Raw genomic sequence first — 16,739 nt, 5'->3', positions numbered from 1 at the left:
CAAGGCCCATCCGACCCGGGAGGTGACCCATGCTGGCCGATGAATCCATGCGCCTGAACAAATACATCAGCGAGAGCGGCATCTGCTCCCGTCGTGAGGCCGATCGTTTCATCGAGCAGGGCAACGTCTTCATCAACGGCAAGCGGGCCGGAGTGGGGGATCAGGTGTTTGCCGGGGATCTGGTCAAGGTCAACGGTCAGGTGATCGAGCCGCGCGAAGCCGACAGCCTGGTCTTCATCGCCCTCAACAAGCCGGTGGGCATCGTCAGCACCACGGAGGCGGGGGAGAAGGACAACATCGTCGACTTCGTCAACCACAGCACCCGCATCTTCCCCATCGGTCGCCTCGACAAGGACTCCCAGGGGCTCATCTTCCTCACCAACCACGGGGATCTGGTGAACAAGATCCTGCGGGCGGGCAACGATCACGAGAAAGAGTACCTGGTGACCGTGGACAAGCCGGTGACCGACGAGTTCGTCCGGGGCATGGCGGCCGGGGTGCCCATCCTCGGCACCGTCACCAAGAAGTGCAAGGTGAAGCGAGAGGCCCCCTTCGTGTTTCGCATCACCCTGGTGCAGGGGCTCAACCGCCAGATCCGCCGCATGTGCGAGCACTTCGGCTTCGAGGTGACCAAGCTCGAGCGCATCCGCATCATGAACGTCAGCCTCAAGGGGCTGCCGGTGGGGGAGTGGCGCGACCTCACCGACGACGAGCTGATCGAGCTGTTCAAGCTGATTGAGGACTCCTCCTCCGAGGCCAAACCGGCCAAGGGGGCTCAGGTTGCCAAGCCCAAGGCGGCTGCGGCCGGCACCCCGGCCCAGGGCAAGAAGCCGCGGCGCAGCGACGATCACGAGATTGGCGGGCGCCCCAATGTGCCGGGTCCCGAGGCCTTCGAGAAGAAGAGCCCCGCAGGCAAGGGCGGGGCGGGCAAAGGGGCTGCCAGCAAAGGGGCAGCAGGTAAAAGCGCGCCCGGCAAGGGGGGCAAACCCGCCCCGGGCAAACCGCGGCCAGGGCAGGGCGGGCGCCAGAAGAAGGGGCGCTGAGCGCGAAGCCTTCCCGCACCCTGATGAACAACACCGGCCAAGGCCGGTGTTGTGCTTTCTGGCCCCCAAGGCCGGTGCTCGCCGGATCAGGCAGGCTTGTGGCCTGCCGTCTGCACAGCCATGGCCTGCTCCGGGGGCAGGCCCATGGCCCTTGGGTAGTGGCGCGGGTTGAGACGCACCACCAGCAGGCTCATCAGGACCAGGGCGCCGAGCTGCCACTGCCAGGCGGCGGCGAAGTCACCGCTTGCATGGTGCAGGCGGGCCGCCACCCAGGGGCCGGTAGCCGCCACCATGAAGCCGACCCCCTGCATCAGGGCGCAGAGGGCGCCCGCCCGGCGCGGGTCGGGCAGGTGATCCAGCGCAATCACCATGATGAGGGAGAAACTCCCACCAAGCCCGGCGCCGCACAGCAAACACCAGAGCAGGGGGGCGGTCTGGGGAGCGAGCCAGAGGCCGCCAAAGCCCGCCAGCTGCATGGCGATGGCCAGCGCCATCCAGGGGCGGCGGTCCAGCCGACCGGCTGCCAGCAGAGGCAGGCCAAGGCCGCTCGCGGTCTGGGCCAGGGCGAGCCAGGCCACCAGCTCGCCCCCTTGCTGGGCGCTCCAGCCCGCCGCCATGTAGGCCGGGGCCAGCCAGGCCACGACGATGCCGTAGCCGCTGTTGATGATGCCAAAACAGGCGATGAGCAGCCAGGTGCGGGGCAGGGGGAGCAGCCGCTGCTCCCCGGTGGGGGCGGGCGTGCTGGCCGGGGCGGGCAGGGGCACCCGCCAGGCCAGCCAGCCGAGGGCCAGCAGCACCGGCAGGCCCCAGAGCGCCAGCGCCCGAGACCAGTCCAGATACTCGGCAAGGCGCGGGGTGAGCACGGCCCCGAGCGCCCCGCCCCCCATCATGCAGGCGGAGAAGATCCCCATCACCAGGGGCACCTTTTGGGCGAACCCCTCCTTGATGAGGCCGGGCAGCACCCCCTGCACCAGGGCCGAGCCCAGCCCGCACAGGGCGGCGCTGGCGATGAGCAGGGCGCCGCTCGCGAGATCGACGCGCAGGGCGCTGCCAAGGGCGAGCAGCAGCAGGGCCGTCCCGAGCAGGGGGCGCGGGCCCGTGCGACCCAGGAGCGCCGGGGTGAGCAGCACGCCGACCCCGATAAGCCAGAGGGGCAGCAGGGTGACCCAGGCCAGGGTATCTACCCCGAGGGCCAGCCTCGCGTCGATGCGAGGGGCCAGGGGGCCGATGGCGGTGAGGAAGGGGCGCAAGTTGAGGGCGATGAGGATCACCAGCACCAGCAAGGCGCCGCTGCCCGGGGGGAGGCGGCGCTTATGCATGGGGCAGGGGACCGTAGAGGGTTTCGGCCGCGATGGGGCTCGCCAGCTTGATGAGGGGCAGGGGCGGCGGACTCAGCGGCAGTCGCAGCGCCGCGTAGGCCGCGCGGCTGTCATAGCCGAAGGGGGCGGCATCGTCGTTGTCAAAGGCGTAGTAGACCGCCTGGATGCCGTTCATCACCAGGGCCGACAGGCACATGGGGCAGGGGTGCCCGCTGGCATAGACGATGGCCCCTGCCAGCGGCCCCTGGCGACTCCCTTCCCGCAGCGCTTCCAGCTCCGCGTGACGGGTGGGGTCCCCCGCCTCCAGCATGCGGTTGACGGCGCTCGCCACCAGCCGGTTCTCCCTCACCAGCAGGGCGGCGAAGGGGCGCCCCCCTTGCTGGCGATGGGTCAGGGCCAGGTGCAGGGCCTGCTCCAGCCACTCCTGATGGCTGGGGGCCGAGGCGGCGGTGAGGGAGTTGAGGAGGCGGGCACCGGACTGGGAAGGGGGTGGCATGGTCATATCCTGGCAAAAAGGGGGAGGACAGCAGCCTAGAGGGTCGCCGCATCATTTGGAAATTAAATGATAAAATGACTTCCAGTGGTTTTATAAATGGAGATTGCCCATGGAGCGCCCCCTGCTGGACCCCCAATTGCTGCAGAGCTTCGTCGCCATCGTCGAAACCGGCAGCTTTACCCGCGCCGCCGAGCGTATCCACCTCACCCAGTCCACCCTGAGCCAGCAGATGCGCCGCCTGGAGCAGCAGCTGGGCTGCACCCTGCTCGACCGATCCGGCCGCCAGGTGGTGACCACGGCCCAGGGGGAGACCCTGCTCGGGCTGGCGCGCCGCATCCTGGGGTTGCTGGCCCGGGCGGGGGAGCGGGTGAGCGAGGCGAGCCATCCCCTGCGCCTCGGGGTGCCGGAGGATTTTGCCGCGGGGGCCATGACCCCGGTGCTGGCCGCCTTCGCCCGCGCGCACCCGCAGGTGCGGCTGGAGGTGCAAAGCGATCTCAGCCATGCCCTGTGGCAGGCGTTCGAAGGGGGAGAGCTGGATCTGGCCCTCATCAAGCAGGGGCGCGGCCAGGGGGAGCCCATCGCCCGCTGGCGCGAGCCCCTGGCTTGGGTTGACAGCCGGGAGTGGCCCGCCGCCGGGCGCGACCCCCTGCCTCTGGTGGTGTTTCCAAGCGAGGGGCTCTACCGGCGCCAGATGACCGACGCCCTGGATGCCGAGGGGATCCCCTGGCGCATCGCCTACGTGAGCGGCAGTCTCGCCAGCCTGCAAGGGGCGGTGAGCGCGGGGATCGGGGTCAGCCTGCTGCCAGCGCGCCTGCTGCAACCGGATCAGGTGGTGCTGGCTCACTGGCCTGCGGTGCGCTCGGTGGAGCTGGCCCTGCACCAGGGGCCGGGCACGAGCGAGCCCCTCGCCCGCCTGGGGGAGGCGCTGATCGCGCTCTGTGACGAGGTGATGGGGCCGAGGTAGCCCGGGCGGTCAGGGGTCAGGCCAGGGCCTGTTTTGGTACCACGGCGAGCCAGATTTCCACTTCGCCGCTGCCGGTGGCGGCGTCAAAGCGGGCGCCGTAGCGCTCGAAATCCGGCTGCTGGGCAGATTGATAGTCCGATTGCGCGAGCCACGCCAGGGCCTGCCTCCAGGTATGTGGCAGGGTCGCGACATGCCCCTGATGCAAGAAAATGGCGTAGGTCTGGGGGGCGATGCGCATGCGGCCAAGCCCGGGAGGCAGCACCTCCAGGGCGGCGACCTCCACCCCGCAGAGGTATTCGCAGTGGGTGTCGGTGGCGGCGCAGATGGCGCCATAGGCGTGCTCCCCGAGCTGCCCCGGCAGGGGAAGCAGGGCGCTGAGGTCGCGCCACTGGCCGGCGAAGTCCCCCTGCTCGAAGGGGTGGTGACGGCGCAACCCCCCGAGGAGCATGGCGCGGCCTTGTTCGATGCGAATGGGGGCTGACATGGTGCCTCCTGCGGGGGCGCTCAGGCCTCCCGACCTTCCTCGAGCTTGCGCTCATAATCCCGGCGAACGATGGCGAGTGCCGCCAGGGCCAGCGCGGGGGCGATGTGGTTGGTTTCCAGCAGTTCAATCAGATCCACCGCGAGCTGGACCTCGGGGGGGGCATTTTCCAGGGACATCTTGGGTTCTCAAGGGCAAGGGTGGTCGCCATTATAGCGCCCGGCGGCGCGAAGACACGCCCCGGCTGCCCGGGGCGGGACAGGTCACATGTGCTGGCGCATCTCCTTGTCCAGCTCCTCGCGCAGGGCCATCAGCTTTTTGGCGTACTGCTGCAACTGCAGATCGCTCTCGCTCACCGGCTGCCACTGGGGCACCGGAGTGGGTTTGCCATGCTCGTCCATGGCCACGAAGATGATGATGCAGTGGGTGGTCTTGCGCCGCTCCGGGTCGGTGGGGTGGCGGCTGTAGACATCCACCGCCAGGTGCATGCTGGTGGTGCCGGTGTGGATCACCTTGGCGTGCACCTCCACCAGTTGGCCTATCTGGATGGGGCGCAAGAAGCGGATGCCCCCCACATAGACGGTGACGGCATAGCCGCCACACCAGCCGGCGGCGCAGGCGTAGCCGGCCTGGTCAATCCACTTCATCACCATGCCGCCATGGACTTTGCCGCCAAAGTTGACGTCGGCGGGTTCGGCGAGAAATTGCAGGGTCAGTTCACGGGCGCTCATGGTACTTCCTTATGTCGAGGCAAGGGGGGACTCCTTGGCTGTCCCCCGGGGACAATAGCAGCGGGCGGGGCCGACACTGATCCAACCAGCGCCTCTTCTTGTCTGCGCCGTCATTCACCTTGAGTTCAGCGCAGGCGGCCCAGCATGACTCATCACGCGAGGGAGGAGGCCCCATGAAACAGATGCTGGAGCAATTGATGGGAGCTGGCAAGGGCTGGCTCAACGACGGTGGTGACACGCGCAAGGCCCAGATGAAGGGCATGGCGCAGGGGGGATTGGCCGCCGGGGCCATGGCGCTGCTGCTTGGCAACAAGAAGATGCGCAAATATGGCACCAAGGTGGCGGCGGTGGGGGGGGCGGCAGCCCTCGGGGGGCTGGCCTACAAGCTCTATCAGGACTGGCAGACCCAGCAGTCCACCCCGGCCCAGCCGACCCAGCCCCTGGACACCCTGGAGGGCAAGGCCCTGGATGCCCGCGCCAACCTGCTGGTGCGCGCCATGGTGGCGGCGGCCCGGGCCGACGGCCACATCGATGCCGCCGAGCGCCAGAAGATCCAGGAGTACCTGACCGAACAGGGGGAGCGGGATGCGGCCCGCTGGATTGACGCCGAGCTCTCCCGCCCCCTCGACCCCCATGTCCTGGCGCGAGAAGTGACCGACATGGAGCTGGCGACCGAGGTCTACCTCGCCTCCCTGCTCACCATTGAGGTGGATCACTTCATGGAGCGCGGCTATCTGGACGAGCTGGCGCGGGCCTTGAAGCTGGATGACAACCTCAAGGGGAGCATAGAGCGCCAGGTGGCCCAGCTGGGGGCGCCGGGTTGATCCCGCATTGCCATCAGGATTGTCCACAAGGCCCCGTCATGGGGCCTTGTCGTTGCCGGGGGGGCTGTTGATTGCCGTGACGAGCCGATAAGATGCGGGTTCCAAAGGGTGACCGCCGAGCCTCTTTCCTCGCTGGCGACCCTCACTGCAAGGAGCATCAGGTGGACATTCGCAAGGCAACTGAACAGGATATCGACGCTATTTTGGCCCTGAACCAGCAGATAGGTCAGCTCCACTTCGAGCAGGTGCCCGAGGTGTTCTGCCCCCCGTCCCCGGAGGACAGGGCCTTCTTGCTCGGCGCCATTGCCGACGAGGCGCGTCTTTTCTGCGTGGCGGTGGTGGCGGGAGAGGTGGCGGGCTTTCTCACCGCCCGCATCGACCTCAACGAGAGCGTCCCCTTTCTCAGCAAGCTGCCCGTCTGCCGCATCACGACCGTGGTGGTGGATGAGGGGCTCCGCTCCCGGGGCATCGGTCGGGCGCTGATCGCCCACGGGGACCAGTGGGGCAAGGCGCGGGGCGCAAGCCAGTTGCGCCTGGAGGTGATGGCTTTCAACGAGCGGGCCAGGGCCCTCTACGAGCGACTGGGTTTCAAGGCCCAGTCACAGACCATGGCCAGATAAGGCGCATTCGCTTGCAAAAGGGCCCGTTACGGGCCCTTGTCGTGTGAGGCGTCAGGGGGGCTCTGCCAGGTTTCCCGTTGCCGGGCTATAAGGTCCGCAAGCCGGTTGAGCGCCGCGTCCAGTTGCGGGCTCCAGGGGTGGGAGCTGTTGAGGCGCAGGCAGTGGTTGTGCTGGCCCTGGCTGGAGAAGAGGGCCCCGGGGGCGATGGAGACGCCCTGCGCGATGGCGCTGGCATAGAGCGCCCGGCCATCGAGGCGGGCGTCAAATTCGAGCCAGAGAAAGTAGCCTCCGTCCGGGGAGGAGATGCGCGCCTCGGGGAAGAGGCGCATCAGGGCCGCCCGCATCTGCTGCTGGCGCTGGGCCAGGGTGTGGCGCAGGCGGCGAAAGTGGGCGTCCACCCCGCCCTGGCGCAGCATGTCGGCCAGCGCCAGCTGACTGGGCACATTGGTCGAGAGCGTCGACATCAGTTGCAGCCGCTGGATGCGCTCGGCGTGGCGCTTCGCCACCACCCAGCCGACCCGAAAGCCCGGCGCCAAACACTTGGTCCAGGAGCCGCACAGCAGGCTCTCTCCCCGCGCATCCCAATGGGTGATGGACCTTGGCCGCTCGCGCCCGACATAGAGCTCCGCATAGACGTCATCCTCCACCAGGGGGACCTGATGGCGGTTGAGCAGCCCCATCAGCGCCTGCTTGTGCTCATCCGGCATGGTATGGCCGAGGGGGTGCTGGACATTGCCCATCAGCCAGCACGCCTTGACGGGGCGCTGTGCGAGGGCCTCCTCCAGCAGGGCGAGATCGATGCCCACCCCGGGGATCACCGGGATCTCCACCACCTTGAGCTTGAGCCGCTCGATGGCCTGGAGGGCGCCGTAGAAGGTGGGGGACTCCACCACCACCCAGTCGCCGGGCTCGGTCAGCACCTGAAGGCTGAGGGAGAGCGCCTCCATGGCCCCCGTGGTGATGATGATCTGCTGGGGATCCACCGCCATCCCCTCGCCGGCGTAGCGCCGGGCGATGGCGCGGCGCAGTGCCTCGTTGCCGGGGGGCAGATCTGCCACCGTGCTGAAGGGATCGAGGCGGCGCATGCAACTGCCGAGGGCCCGACCGAGTTGGGGGTGGGGGAAGAGGGTGGGGTCCGCCACCGCCATGCCAAGGGGCACCAGCTCCCGTGACTTGCTCGCCTGCAGCACCTCGAACACCAGATCGTTGATGTCCACCGAGCCGCTGTAGCGGGCCTGCTGGGGCTGGCTCTCCCGCCGGGCCGTGCTCGCGGCCTTGACGTAGTAGCCGGACTGGGGCCGCGCCAGGATGAGGCCCCGGCTTTCGAGCAACTGATAGGCCTGGAGCACCGTCATGGGGCTGAGGCCATGGGTCTTGCAGCTCTGGCGGATGGAGGGGATGCGCTCCCCCGGCTGCCAGAGGCCGCTCGTGATCTGCTGTTGCAGCTGGTCTGCCAACTGGCCGTAGCGGGACATGGTGGGCCCAAACTGTTATAGGTGTTTTTCACTATAACTGCATCTGTTATAGGTGTCATGGACCATGGTGTACTTGGCGGGCGAAAACCTGTCCGTTAAATGCAACATAGAGAGTCATGCATGATAAGCCTGGATGATGTGGTCAGCCTCTCCCGAATACAGTTCGGGGCGACGGCGATGTTCCACTTTCTGTTTGTGCCCCTCACCCTGGGGCTGTCCTGGATCCTGGTGATCGCCGAGTCGGCCTACGTGATGACCGGCAAGGTGATCTACAAGGACATCACCCGCTTCTGGGGCAAGCTGTTTGGCATCAACTTCGTGATGGGGGTGACCACCGGGATCACCCTGGAGTTCCAGTTCGGGACCAACTGGGCCTATTACTCCCACTATGTCGGCGATATCTTCGGCACGCCGCTGGCGGTGGAGGGGCTGATGGCCTTCTTCCTCGAGTCTACATTGGTGGGCCTTTTCTTCTTCGGCTGGGACAAGCTCTCCCGCGGTCAGCACCTGCTGGTGACCATGCTGGTGGCGCTCGGCTCCAACCTCTCCGCCCTCTGGATCCTCATCGCCAACGGCTGGATGCAAAACCCGGTCGGCGCCGAGTTCAACCCCATGACCATGCGCATGGAGCTGGTGGATGTGGCCGCGGTCATCTTCAACCCGGTGGCCCAGGTCAAGTTTGTCCACACGGTGGCGGCAGGCTATGTGGCGGCCTCCCTGTTCGTGATGGGGGTGAGCAGCTGGTATCTGCTGCGCGGCATGGAGGTGCGCTTCGCCCTGCGATCCTTTGCCATCGCCTCGGGCTTTGGCCTCGCGGCCATCCTCTCTGTCATCGTGCTCGGGGACGAGTCGGGCTATCGCTCGGGGGAGGTGCAGAAAGTCAAGCTCGCCGCCATCGAGGCGGAGTGGGAGACGGAGCCCGCCCCGGCTTCTTTCACCCTGTTCGGCCTGCCGGATCAGCGTGCCGAGACCACCCATGCGGCCATCAAGATACCCTATCTGATGGGCATCATCGCCACCCGCTCCCTGGATGAGCAGGTGACGGGGCTCAAAGATCTGAAAGCGCAGCACGAGGCGCGCATTCGCAGCGGCATGCTGGCCCACGAGGCGCTCGAAGCGATGCGGGCAGATGGCAGCAACCAGGCGGCCCGCGCCACCTTCGAGCGCCACCGCGGCGATCTGGGCTACGGCCTCTTGCTCACCCCCTATGCCAAGGAGATTGGCAAGGCGGACGAGGGGGCCATCGCCAAGGCGGTGGAGGACTCCATCCCCCAGGTGGCGCCGCTGTTCTGGAGCTTTCGCCTGATGGTGGGCATCGGCGTGGCGCTGCTGGTGCTCTTTGCCGCCGCCTTCCTGCAACTGTGCCGGGGCAGGCTGGTGCAATCTCCGCGGCTGCTCAGGGCCCTGCTCTGGTCTATTCCGCTGCCCTGGATTGCCATCGAGGCAGGCTGGTTCGTGGCGGAGTTCGGTCGCCAGCCCTGGACCATCAGCGACGTGCTGCCGGTGTCGGCCTCCGTCTCCCTGCTGCAACCGGGGCAGCTCTGGTTCAGCCTCATCGCCATCTTCTTCATTTACAGCAGTCTGCTGGTGGTGGAGCTGTTCTTGTTGCGTCATGTGATCCGCAAAGGGCCTGCCAGCCTGCAGACGGGTCGTTATCAAGGTGAAGTGTTGCAAAACGGGAGTCCTGCCTGATGGATTACGAAACCCTGAAAGTGATCTGGTGGGGGCTGGTGCTCTTCCTGCTGGTCGGCTTCGTGGTGATGGATGGCTTCGATCTCGGGGTTGGCATGCTGCTGCCCGTGGTCGGCAAGACGGATGACGAGCGGCGGGTGCTGCTCAACAGCGTGGGGCCGGTGTGGGAGGGCAACCAGGTGTGGCTCATCGCCGGTGCCGGCACCCTGTTTGCCGCCTGGCCCCTGGTCTATGCCGCCGCCTTCTCGGCGCTTTACGTGCCCTTCATGTTCCTGCTGTTCGGTCTCTTTTTGCGACCGGTGGGCTTTGACTATCGCAGCAAGCTGCCGGACCCGGTCTGGCGCCGCTGGTGGGACCGCGCCCTGGTGGTGGGCGGTCTGCTGCCGACCCTGGTGTTTGGTGCCACCCTTGGCCTGGTGCTGCAAGGGCTGCCGTTTCGCTTCGATGCGGCCCTTCGCATCCACTATGGCGCCTTTGCGTTCCACTGGCCGCTGCTGTTGACCGCCATGGGAACGGCGCTGGCGCTGCTCTTGCTGCACGGTGCCAGCTTCCTGCAGTGCAAGACCCAGGGGGCCATAGCGGCGCGCAGCGCCCGCCTCGCCCTCTGGCTCGGCCCCCTGGCGAGCGCCCTCTTTGCCCTTGGCGGCGTCTGGCTTGGGGAGATGGCGGGGTATCGCATCACGGCCATCGGCGATCTCAACGGCGCCCTCACTCCGCTGATGAAAGAGGTGGTGGCGGTGCCGGCAGGCTGGCTTGGCAACTTTGTCGCCCATCCGGTGCTCTGGGCCGTGCCTGTGCTCGGGCTGCTGCTGCCCCTGGTGTGCGCGCTGGCAAGCCGCCTCGGCAAGTCCGGGCTGGCACTCGTTGCCAGCGGCGGTGCCTGCGCCGCCATGATGCTGACCGTGGCCATCGCGCTCTTCCCCTTCGTGCTGCCCTCGTCCCTGGATCCGGCCAGCAGCCTGACCCTGTGGGACAGCACCTCCAGCGAGCGCACCCTGCTTATCATGCTGGGGATCGTCGGGGTACTGATGCCGGTCAACATCGGCTACACCCTCTGGGTCTACCGGGTGGTGCGCGGCAGGGTCAGCGCCGAACAGGTGCGCCAGCACGGCCACAGCCTCTACTAATCCGCTTCAACACAAGGATCAACGCGATATGTGGTATTTCACCTGGTTGCTGGGGCTGGGGTTCGCCTTGCTCTGCGGGCTGGTCAACCTGCTCTGGCTGGAGGCGCGCTGGGCCGCGGACGAGGATCTCAAGGAGTCTTGAGCCGTGCCATCTTGCCAATGAAAAAGGCCGACACCCAGTGTCGGCCTTTCTGCATCTAGTGTTTATGTTACTTATCTTCTGATTGCTGAAGTGAAGGTTTGGAAGTGTTCTCTTCGATGTATGTTAAGAGATCGTCCAGAATCGCTTTTGTACTACGGTGTTGTTCTCTTATTCCGTTTGCATATGACCCCATCATCTCTAGAAGTCGTTCCTTAATTTTGGGGTCATATTTCTCTTCATTCCCAATGTAATATTTTTGGTGATTCACAAGTTCCAAGCATTGCGTGTTGTTCTGTTCAAAGCTGTCCAGCAAGTCTTTCATGTGTGTGTAAGTTGAGATGATTTTTCGTCTTAACTCGCCATCTTTCACTCTGCCAACCATATGTGAGCTGTTGTTGTAGACCGCAAAGAATCCATCATGTGTTGGATACACGAATACTAATGGTTCGTCGTGTTGACTGGTTTCTACATCTATTCCCACTGATGTCATGTACGCATCCCTGAGTACCGAAAGCTCTTCATAAACTGACCAGATGAAGCCGTGGATTAGATTTTCCTCTGCCTTATCTGCTGCTTCTTGTTGAAGCTTGTGGGCTTGCCTAATCCCCTCAATGGTTGCTTTTCTGGTCAACCACCCACCAATAAGCGCGCCACCTAAGCCCGCAATCAAAGTGGGGCCAGCAGTTACCAATCCTTCTGCCCAATCCATCCCAAGACCTCTCCAGTGTTATAAATGCAGTCCTCCGTTAGGTTACCTCTTCTGGTGTTCCATTCGCACCAAGTATGAAAAAATTAATATAAACCAGTTGGTTGCATTTATGGGGCTGGGGTTTGCCCTGCTCTGCGGGCTGGTCAATCTGCTCTGGCTGGAGGCGCGCTGGGCCGCCGATGAGGATATCAAGGAGCCCTGAGCCTCGCATCTTGCCCATGAAAAAGGCCGACACAGGGTGTCGGCCTTTTGCTTGCCCGGGGTCAGGCAAGGGCGGCGCGGCGCTCGCCCGCTTCGCTGACATGGGTGAGGCCGTAGGCCAGCAGCACGATGAGGGCGCCAATCCAGGGTGTGTGCATCAGGCCGAGGTGCTCCACCACGAAACCGCCGACCACGGAGCCCAGCGCAATGCCGACGTTGAAGGCGGCGATGTTGAGGCCGGAGGCCACATCCACGGCATTGGGGGTGTGGCGCTCGGCCTGTTTCACCACCAGTACCTGAAGACCCGGCACGTTGCCAAAGGCGAAGGCGCCCCACACCAGCACGGTCAGTACCGCCAGCACCGGGTGCGGTGCGGTGAAGGTGAGCACCAGCAGCACCAGGGCGAGCCCGGCGAACAGCAGCTTCAGCGCAGGCAGCGGGCCCATCCGGTCGGCGAGCTTGCCGCCCCAGATATTGCCGACGGCGACCGATACCCCGTACACCAGCAGAATGAGGCTGACCGCGCCGGCGCTAAAGCCGCTCACCTGTTGCAGGATGGGGGCGAGGAAGGTAAACGCCGTGAAGGCACCGCCGTAACCGAGCGCCGTCTTGGCGTAGACCAGCAGCAAGGGCTTCCTGGTGAGCACCGAGAGCTGCTCGCGAACGCTGGAGGCGGCCCCCTTCGGCAGGTTCCCCGGTACCAGCAGCATGCTGCCCACCATGGCGACGAGGCCGAGCAGGCTCACCACCAGGAAGGTTTCGCGCCAGCCAAAGACCTGACCAATCCAGGTGCCAAGTGGGACGCCGGTCACCAGGGCGACCGTGAGGCCGCTGAACATGATGGCGATGGCGCTGGCCGCCTTCTCTTTGGCCACGAGACCCGTGGCGATGGTGCTGCCTACCGAGAAGAAGACCCCGTGGGCCAGCCCGGTGAGGATGCGGGCCACAATCAGGCTCTCGTACCCGGGGGCCTGCCAGGCCAGCAGGTTGCCGACAGTGAAGAGGGCCATCAGTCCCACCAGCAGCCACTTGCGCGGCAGCTTGCCGGTGAGGGCCGTGAGCACGGGGGCGCCGATGGCCACCCCAAGGGCATAGAGGCTGACCAGAAGGCCCGCCGAGGGGAGCGAGACATTGAGCTGCTCAGCGATGGTGGGGATGAGCCCCACGATCACGAATTCGGTGGTGCCTATAGCAAAGGCACTTAAGGTGAGGGCAAATAACGCCAGTGGCATAACAACTCCTTGGATTGGGACTCCCGACGGGAGAATGGCGCCAGTATGCCGAGGGTGTTTGTTGGTAAAAATGACGGCAACGTCAAATTACTTTTGCCAAATCAGCAGCAATGGGGCCGTGGAAGTGGGAGTGGCCGAGGCAACTGCGGCAAGAGCGGCCGTAGCGCGCGAGGTGGGTGCAGAGACAACGCGCACGGCGGCAACCCGTGCAGAGCGAGCCGGGACAGAGAGAAAAGAGGAAAGAGAAATGAGGTAAGAGGTAAAGGATTGAGGGAAGGTGTTGGAGGAGGACTCGGGCGGCGGTGACGCGCGGTATTGGGGACAAAAAAAGCGGGAGGCATTGTGCCTCCCGCTGGTGCTGAAGAATGTCATTGAGCCTTATTTGCTCCCTTCTCCCCTGGCGGGAGAAGGGCTGGGGATGAGGGGGATCAATCCCAATCCGGCGCAAAGTCCGGGTTGGCGCAGCGCTCACCCCGATCCAGGGTGGCAATCTGCGCCATCTCGTCGCTGCTGAGCCGTACCTTCAGCGCGGCCAGGTTGGCGGCCAGATTCTCCCGCTTGGTGGAACTCGGGATCACCGTCATGCCCTGGGCCAGCAGCCAGGCCAGCGACACCTGCGCCGCCGAGACGCCGTGGCGCTGGCCGATCTCCATCAGCAGCGGCTCGGCGAGCACCTTGCCATAGGCGAGCGGCATGTAGGCGGTGATGGCGATACCGTGGGCCTGGCAGAATTCCACCACCTTGCGGTTTTGCAGCAGCGGGTGGATCTCTACCTGCTGATGGGCGATGACGCCCGGCCCCAGAACCTCGATAGCTTCTTTAAGCTGGGCCACGGTGAAGTTGGAGACCCCGATCTCGCGGGTCAGGCCCCGGGCTTTGGCCTCGGCCAGCTGCTCCAGATAGACCGCCATCGGCACCTCATCCTTGGGGGAGGGCCAGTGAATGAGCGCCAGATCCAGATAGTCGGTGCCCAGTTTTTCCAGGCTCACCTCCAGGCTCGGGATCAGCTTGCCCGGGCCGAACTCGCTGGTCCACACCTTGGTGGTCAGGTAGATCTCCTGGCGGGGCACGCCACTCTCGCTCATCAACTGGCCGACTTCGGCCTCGTTGTCATAGATCTGGGCGGTATCGATATGGCGGTAGCCAAGTTCCAGCCCCTGGAGCAGGGAGTCGCGAAGGGGCTGATCTTTCAGGCGGAAGGTTCCAAGACCCAGGTTGGGCATCTTCATCATCAAATTCCTCAAGTTATTGTTTCTACGCTCAATGCTTTGTCTGTTTGCCGGGCCTGCGGTGCAGATCCGGCGGGGAGGGCGGAGGCAGTCAGGCGCGCCGGTAGCGGCTCACGACCCGGTTGGCAAACCAGGGGGAGGCGAGGCTGGCAAAGGCGATGTAGTGGGGCTGCTGCTGGTGGGCGAGCAGGGCGGCTTCACTCTCCCACTCCTCGTACAGCATCCAGCTGTGGGGGCTCTCCAGGCTCTGGTGCAACTGGTAGCGAAGGCACCCTGGCTCTTGCAGGGTAGCGGCGATCAGCGGCTCGAGGGCGGCGCGAAACTGGGCGGCGAATTCGGGTTTGGCGTCAAGCTGGGCAATCACAATCAGGGGGGATGGCATCTGAACCTCCTCGTTAAGACGGGAGTCAGTATGCCCGCCCCAGACTGAGGGATACAGGGCAGCAGTCGCAAAACACTATTGAGGTGAGTGCAGCAATGTGGCCTCCCCATGGCTGGTCGTGGTGCAGGTGGGCCAGGGGAGGGCGGAATATTATCAAGCGCTGGCCGGTTCGGACCAGACCGCAAATTCATTGCCGCTGGGCTCGACAAAGTGAAAGCGGCGGCCACCGGGAAAATCGAACAGGGGGCGCACTATGGTGCCGCCATGCTGGCTCACCTTGCTCTGGGTCGCCTCGATATCGGCGCTGTAGAACACCAGGAGCGCCCCGCCCTGAGCACTCTGGCTGCACAGTTCGGTGCGGTAGAAGCCGCCATCCAGCCCTTCTCCCTCGAAGGCGCAATAATCGGGGTCGTAGTCGGCGAACAGCCAGCCGAAAGCGGCCTGAAAGAAGGCTTTGGTGGCGGCAATATCCCTGGCCGCAAACTCCACATAGTTCAGTTTTTCATGGGCCCTGGTCATAAGGCGCTCCTTGTCGACATCGGTGGTTATTTCGGTTGCCAGCGCTTTTGCGTGCGGCTCGTGGAGTGGGGCAAGGCGTCCCAGGGGGTCAGCTTGAGCTGCTTGCGCCGAAACCAGAACCAGGTCCCCATCAGCAGACCGAGCCCGATGCCAAAGAGCAGGCTCTGGCGCAGGGCAAACCCCGGGCTCACCTCATCCTGCCAGCCGAGGCACCACATCAACACCCCCCAGATAGCGCCGATGGGGAGTCCCAGGGCAAGAACGTTGATCATAAAGCGTTCGTAGTGGGGCGGCCTGATGGTGAACCCCGCCTTTCGCAGCAGCCAGATGATCGGCGGGTTGTAGTTGAGCGTTTGCACGCCCTTCTCGGCCAGCTCTCGATGGGCGGCGGCCAGCCTGTTGTCGAATGTCATGGGTCGTCCCTGTCATAGTGTGGCGCCATACGGTGCCGGTTGGCGGCATTGTACTGGCAAGGGCGCAGATAAAACAGGTGGTGCGTCACGATACGAAGCGACGCCTGTCTTGCCAACTCCCGGCCATTGCACCTATAAAGACCCATTACTCTTGCCAGGATGACAACAATGAAGACCCATTCCGATGAATTGACCCTGTTTGTGGCGGTGGTGGAGGCGGGCAGCTTTCGCCAGGCGGCGGAGAATCTCGGCATGGATAATTCCGTGGTGAGCCGCGGCATCAAGCGTCTTGAAGAGAAGCTCGCCACCGTGCTCCTCAACCGCACCACCCGCCGGGTCAGCCTGACCGAGGAGGGGAGCTGGTTCTATCAGCGGGCGGTGAAGATCCTGGCCGAGATGAGCGAGGCGGAAGGGTTGCTGCTGATGCGCCGGGAGCAGCCGGAGGGCATATTGCGGGTGGACGCCGCCACCCCCTTCATCCTGCATAGATTGGTGCCCATCATCGGCGAGTTTCGCCGCCGCTACCCCGCCATCGAGCTGCAACTGCACAGCTCCGAGGGCTTCATCAACCTGATGGAGCGGCGGGTGGACATGGCCATTCGCATCGGCGAGCTGACGGACTCCTCCCTGCGGGCCCTGCCCCTTGGCCGCTCGCGGCTGCGGCTGCTGGCCTCCCCCGACTATCTGAAGGCACGCGGTACCCCGCGCCAGCCAGCTGACTTGCTGGCTGGCCACGAGCTGCTCGGTTTTTTGCACCCCGATCACCTCAATCATTGGCCCCTATTGAGCGAGGAGCAGGGGGACCGATTCGCCATCACCCCGACCCTGCGGGCCAGCAGCGGGGAAACCTTGCGTCAGCTGGCGCTGGCGGGACAGGGGATCGTCTGCCTGTCGGACTTCATGACGGGGGATGACAGGGCGAGCGGGGCGCTGGTGGAAGTGCTGGCCCGCAGCAACAGCGGCGCCTCGCGCCCCATCCATGCGGTCTTCTACTCCGATGCCCAGCGGGACATCCGGCTGCGGGTCTGGCTCGATTTCCTGAAAGAGCAGCTCGGTGCTGAGGCGTTGTAGAGGGCTTGTCGACAGTTCCAACCCCCTCCACGAGGGGGAGGGGTCATTTTCTCCCACCCCTTGGCAAGG

Annotated in this window: 21 protein-coding genes; 9 read left to right on the top strand and 12 right to left on the bottom strand. The window is 65.0% G+C overall.

The features are described from left to right. Nucleotides 1-29: 29 nt before the first annotated feature. Nucleotides 30-1,043 (top strand): 23S rRNA pseudouridine(2604) synthase RluF, encoded by a 1,014-nt coding sequence (rluF, locus tag I6L48_RS17725; RefSeq protein ID WP_010674196.1) that lies wholly within the window; start codon nt 30-32, stop codon nt 1,041-1,043. 86 nt (nt 1,044-1,129) lie between these two features. Here rluF and I6L48_RS17720 read toward each other — a convergent pair whose 3' ends face one another. Continuing rightward, nucleotides 1,130-2,362, bottom strand: a complete 1,233-nt coding sequence (locus I6L48_RS17720) for an MFS transporter (RefSeq protein ID WP_049636792.1) — start codon at nt 2,360-2,362, stop codon at nt 1,130-1,132. Next, nucleotides 2,355-2,864: a nucleoside deaminase gene (locus tag I6L48_RS17715; protein WP_041215485.1), complete on the bottom strand. Its 510-nt coding sequence runs from the start codon at nt 2,862-2,864 to the stop codon at nt 2,355-2,357. Before I6L48_RS17715 ends, I6L48_RS17720 begins: the two co-directional genes overlap by 8 nt. 115 nt (nt 2,865-2,979) lie before the next feature. Here I6L48_RS17715 and I6L48_RS17710 point away from each other — a divergent pair, with 115 nt between their 5' ends. Beyond that, the gene (locus tag I6L48_RS17710; protein WP_029314296.1) at nt 2,980-3,822 is read left to right on the top strand and encodes a LysR family transcriptional regulator; all 843 of its coding nucleotides are present in this window, start codon (nt 2,980-2,982) and stop codon (nt 3,820-3,822) included. A 16-nt stretch (nt 3,823-3,838) separates the two neighbouring features. Here the strand turns inward: I6L48_RS17710 and I6L48_RS17705 are convergent, their stop codons facing one another. From I6L48_RS17705 to I6L48_RS17695, 3 genes are all read right to left on the bottom strand, one after another. Further along, nucleotides 3,839-4,306, bottom strand: coding sequence for a GyrI-like domain-containing protein (locus I6L48_RS17705; RefSeq protein WP_102948229.1), 468 nt, complete (start codon nt 4,304-4,306; stop codon nt 3,839-3,841). Nucleotides 4,307-4,326: 20 nt separating this feature from the next. Further along, nucleotides 4,327-4,482, bottom strand: a complete 156-nt coding sequence (gene rsmS / locus I6L48_RS17700; RefSeq protein WP_010674200.1) for a pleiotropic regulatory protein RsmS — start codon at nt 4,480-4,482, stop codon at nt 4,327-4,329. An 84-nt stretch (nt 4,483-4,566) separates the two neighbouring features. Then, complete coding sequence (locus I6L48_RS17695) at nt 4,567-5,034, bottom strand: acyl-CoA thioesterase (RefSeq protein ID WP_010674201.1); 468 nt, start codon at nt 5,032-5,034, stop codon at nt 4,567-4,569. A 173-nt stretch (nt 5,035-5,207) separates the two neighbouring features. Between I6L48_RS17695 and I6L48_RS17690 the strand changes: the two genes are divergently transcribed. Both I6L48_RS17690 and I6L48_RS17685 read left to right on the top strand, forming a co-directional pair. After that, the gene (locus I6L48_RS17690; protein WP_042015902.1) at nt 5,208-5,858 is read left to right on the top strand and encodes a tellurite resistance TerB family protein; all 651 of its coding nucleotides are present in this window, start codon (nt 5,208-5,210) and stop codon (nt 5,856-5,858) included. Between the two features lie 161 nt (nt 5,859-6,019). Further along, nucleotides 6,020-6,478: a GNAT family N-acetyltransferase gene (locus I6L48_RS17685; protein ID WP_042881007.1), complete on the top strand. Its 459-nt coding sequence runs from the start codon at nt 6,020-6,022 to the stop codon at nt 6,476-6,478. Nucleotides 6,479-6,504: 26 nt separating this feature from the next. On the opposite strand, the gene I6L48_RS17680 is transcribed toward I6L48_RS17685, so the two are convergent. Further along, nucleotides 6,505-7,953, bottom strand: a complete 1,449-nt coding sequence (locus I6L48_RS17680) for a PLP-dependent aminotransferase family protein (RefSeq protein WP_042881005.1) — start codon at nt 7,951-7,953, stop codon at nt 6,505-6,507. Nucleotides 7,954-8,073: 120 nt separating this feature from the next. Here I6L48_RS17680 and I6L48_RS17675 point away from each other — a divergent pair, with 120 nt between their 5' ends. Genes I6L48_RS17675 through I6L48_RS17665 form a run of 3 tightly spaced genes read left to right on the top strand, consistent with a single transcriptional unit; the run spans nt 8,074 to nt 10,914 of the window. Next, complete coding sequence (locus I6L48_RS17675; RefSeq protein ID WP_042881004.1) at nt 8,074-9,645, top strand: cytochrome ubiquinol oxidase subunit I; 1,572 nt, start codon at nt 8,074-8,076, stop codon at nt 9,643-9,645. Further along, nucleotides 9,645-10,772 (top strand): cytochrome d ubiquinol oxidase subunit II, encoded by a 1,128-nt coding sequence (gene cydB / locus I6L48_RS17670; protein WP_042015906.1) that lies wholly within the window; start codon nt 9,645-9,647, stop codon nt 10,770-10,772. Before I6L48_RS17675 ends, cydB begins: the two co-directional genes overlap by 1 nt. Nucleotides 10,773-10,800: 28 nt before the next feature. Further along, complete coding sequence (locus I6L48_RS17665) at nt 10,801-10,914, top strand: CydX/CbdX family cytochrome bd oxidase small subunit (protein WP_042881002.1); 114 nt, start codon at nt 10,801-10,803, stop codon at nt 10,912-10,914. Nucleotides 10,915-10,981: 67 nt separating this feature from the next. Here the strand turns inward: I6L48_RS17665 and I6L48_RS17660 are convergent, their stop codons facing one another. Beyond that, nucleotides 10,982-11,623 carry a hypothetical protein gene (locus tag I6L48_RS17660; RefSeq protein ID WP_042881000.1) on the bottom strand — a complete coding sequence of 214 codons (642 nt, stop codon included), beginning with the start codon at nt 11,621-11,623 and terminating at the stop codon, nt 10,982-10,984. A 109-nt stretch (nt 11,624-11,732) separates the two neighbouring features. Between I6L48_RS17660 and I6L48_RS17655 the strand changes: the two genes are divergently transcribed. After that, on the top strand, nt 11,733-11,825 hold the full coding sequence (locus I6L48_RS17655) for a hypothetical protein (protein ID WP_042880999.1): 93 nt from the start codon (nt 11,733-11,735) through the stop codon (nt 11,823-11,825). 61 nt (nt 11,826-11,886) lie between these two features. Here the strand turns inward: I6L48_RS17655 and I6L48_RS17650 are convergent, their stop codons facing one another. The 5 genes from I6L48_RS17650 to I6L48_RS17630 form a co-directional block, all read right to left on the bottom strand. Further along, the gene (locus I6L48_RS17650; protein WP_113070459.1) at nt 11,887-13,056 is read right to left on the bottom strand and encodes an MFS transporter; all 1,170 of its coding nucleotides are present in this window, start codon (nt 13,054-13,056) and stop codon (nt 11,887-11,889) included. A 428-nt stretch (nt 13,057-13,484) separates the two neighbouring features. After that, nucleotides 13,485-14,288 carry a 2,5-didehydrogluconate reductase DkgB gene (gene dkgB / locus I6L48_RS17645; RefSeq protein WP_113070458.1) on the bottom strand — a complete coding sequence of 268 codons (804 nt, stop codon included), beginning with the start codon at nt 14,286-14,288 and terminating at the stop codon, nt 13,485-13,487. Nucleotides 14,289-14,376: 88 nt separating this feature from the next. Then, entirely contained in the window at nt 14,377-14,667 is a 291-nt protein-coding gene (locus I6L48_RS17640; protein WP_041212774.1) for a putative quinol monooxygenase, read from the bottom strand. A gap of 153 nt (nt 14,668-14,820) precedes the next feature. Then, nucleotides 14,821-15,186 carry a VOC family protein gene (locus tag I6L48_RS17635; protein ID WP_114522609.1) on the bottom strand — a complete coding sequence of 122 codons (366 nt, stop codon included), beginning with the start codon at nt 15,184-15,186 and terminating at the stop codon, nt 14,821-14,823. 26 nt (nt 15,187-15,212) lie between these two features. After that, nucleotides 15,213-15,599 carry a DUF6404 family protein gene (locus I6L48_RS17630; protein ID WP_114522610.1) on the bottom strand — a complete coding sequence of 129 codons (387 nt, stop codon included), beginning with the start codon at nt 15,597-15,599 and terminating at the stop codon, nt 15,213-15,215. A gap of 168 nt (nt 15,600-15,767) precedes the next feature. Here I6L48_RS17630 and I6L48_RS17625 point away from each other — a divergent pair, with 168 nt between their 5' ends. Further along, nucleotides 15,768-16,670 carry a LysR family transcriptional regulator gene (locus I6L48_RS17625; RefSeq protein ID WP_102948237.1) on the top strand — a complete coding sequence of 301 codons (903 nt, stop codon included), beginning with the start codon at nt 15,768-15,770 and terminating at the stop codon, nt 16,668-16,670. Nucleotides 16,671-16,739: the final 69 nt, after the last annotated feature.

Origin of the sequence: Aeromonas sp. FDAARGOS 1418, assembly GCF_019048585.1 — a bacterium.
Classification (GTDB): Bacteria; Pseudomonadota; Gammaproteobacteria; order Enterobacterales; family Aeromonadaceae; genus Aeromonas; species Aeromonas caviae.
Note: the sequence above shows the minus strand (reverse complement) of the source record. Positions and strands in the feature narration are given on the sequence as shown.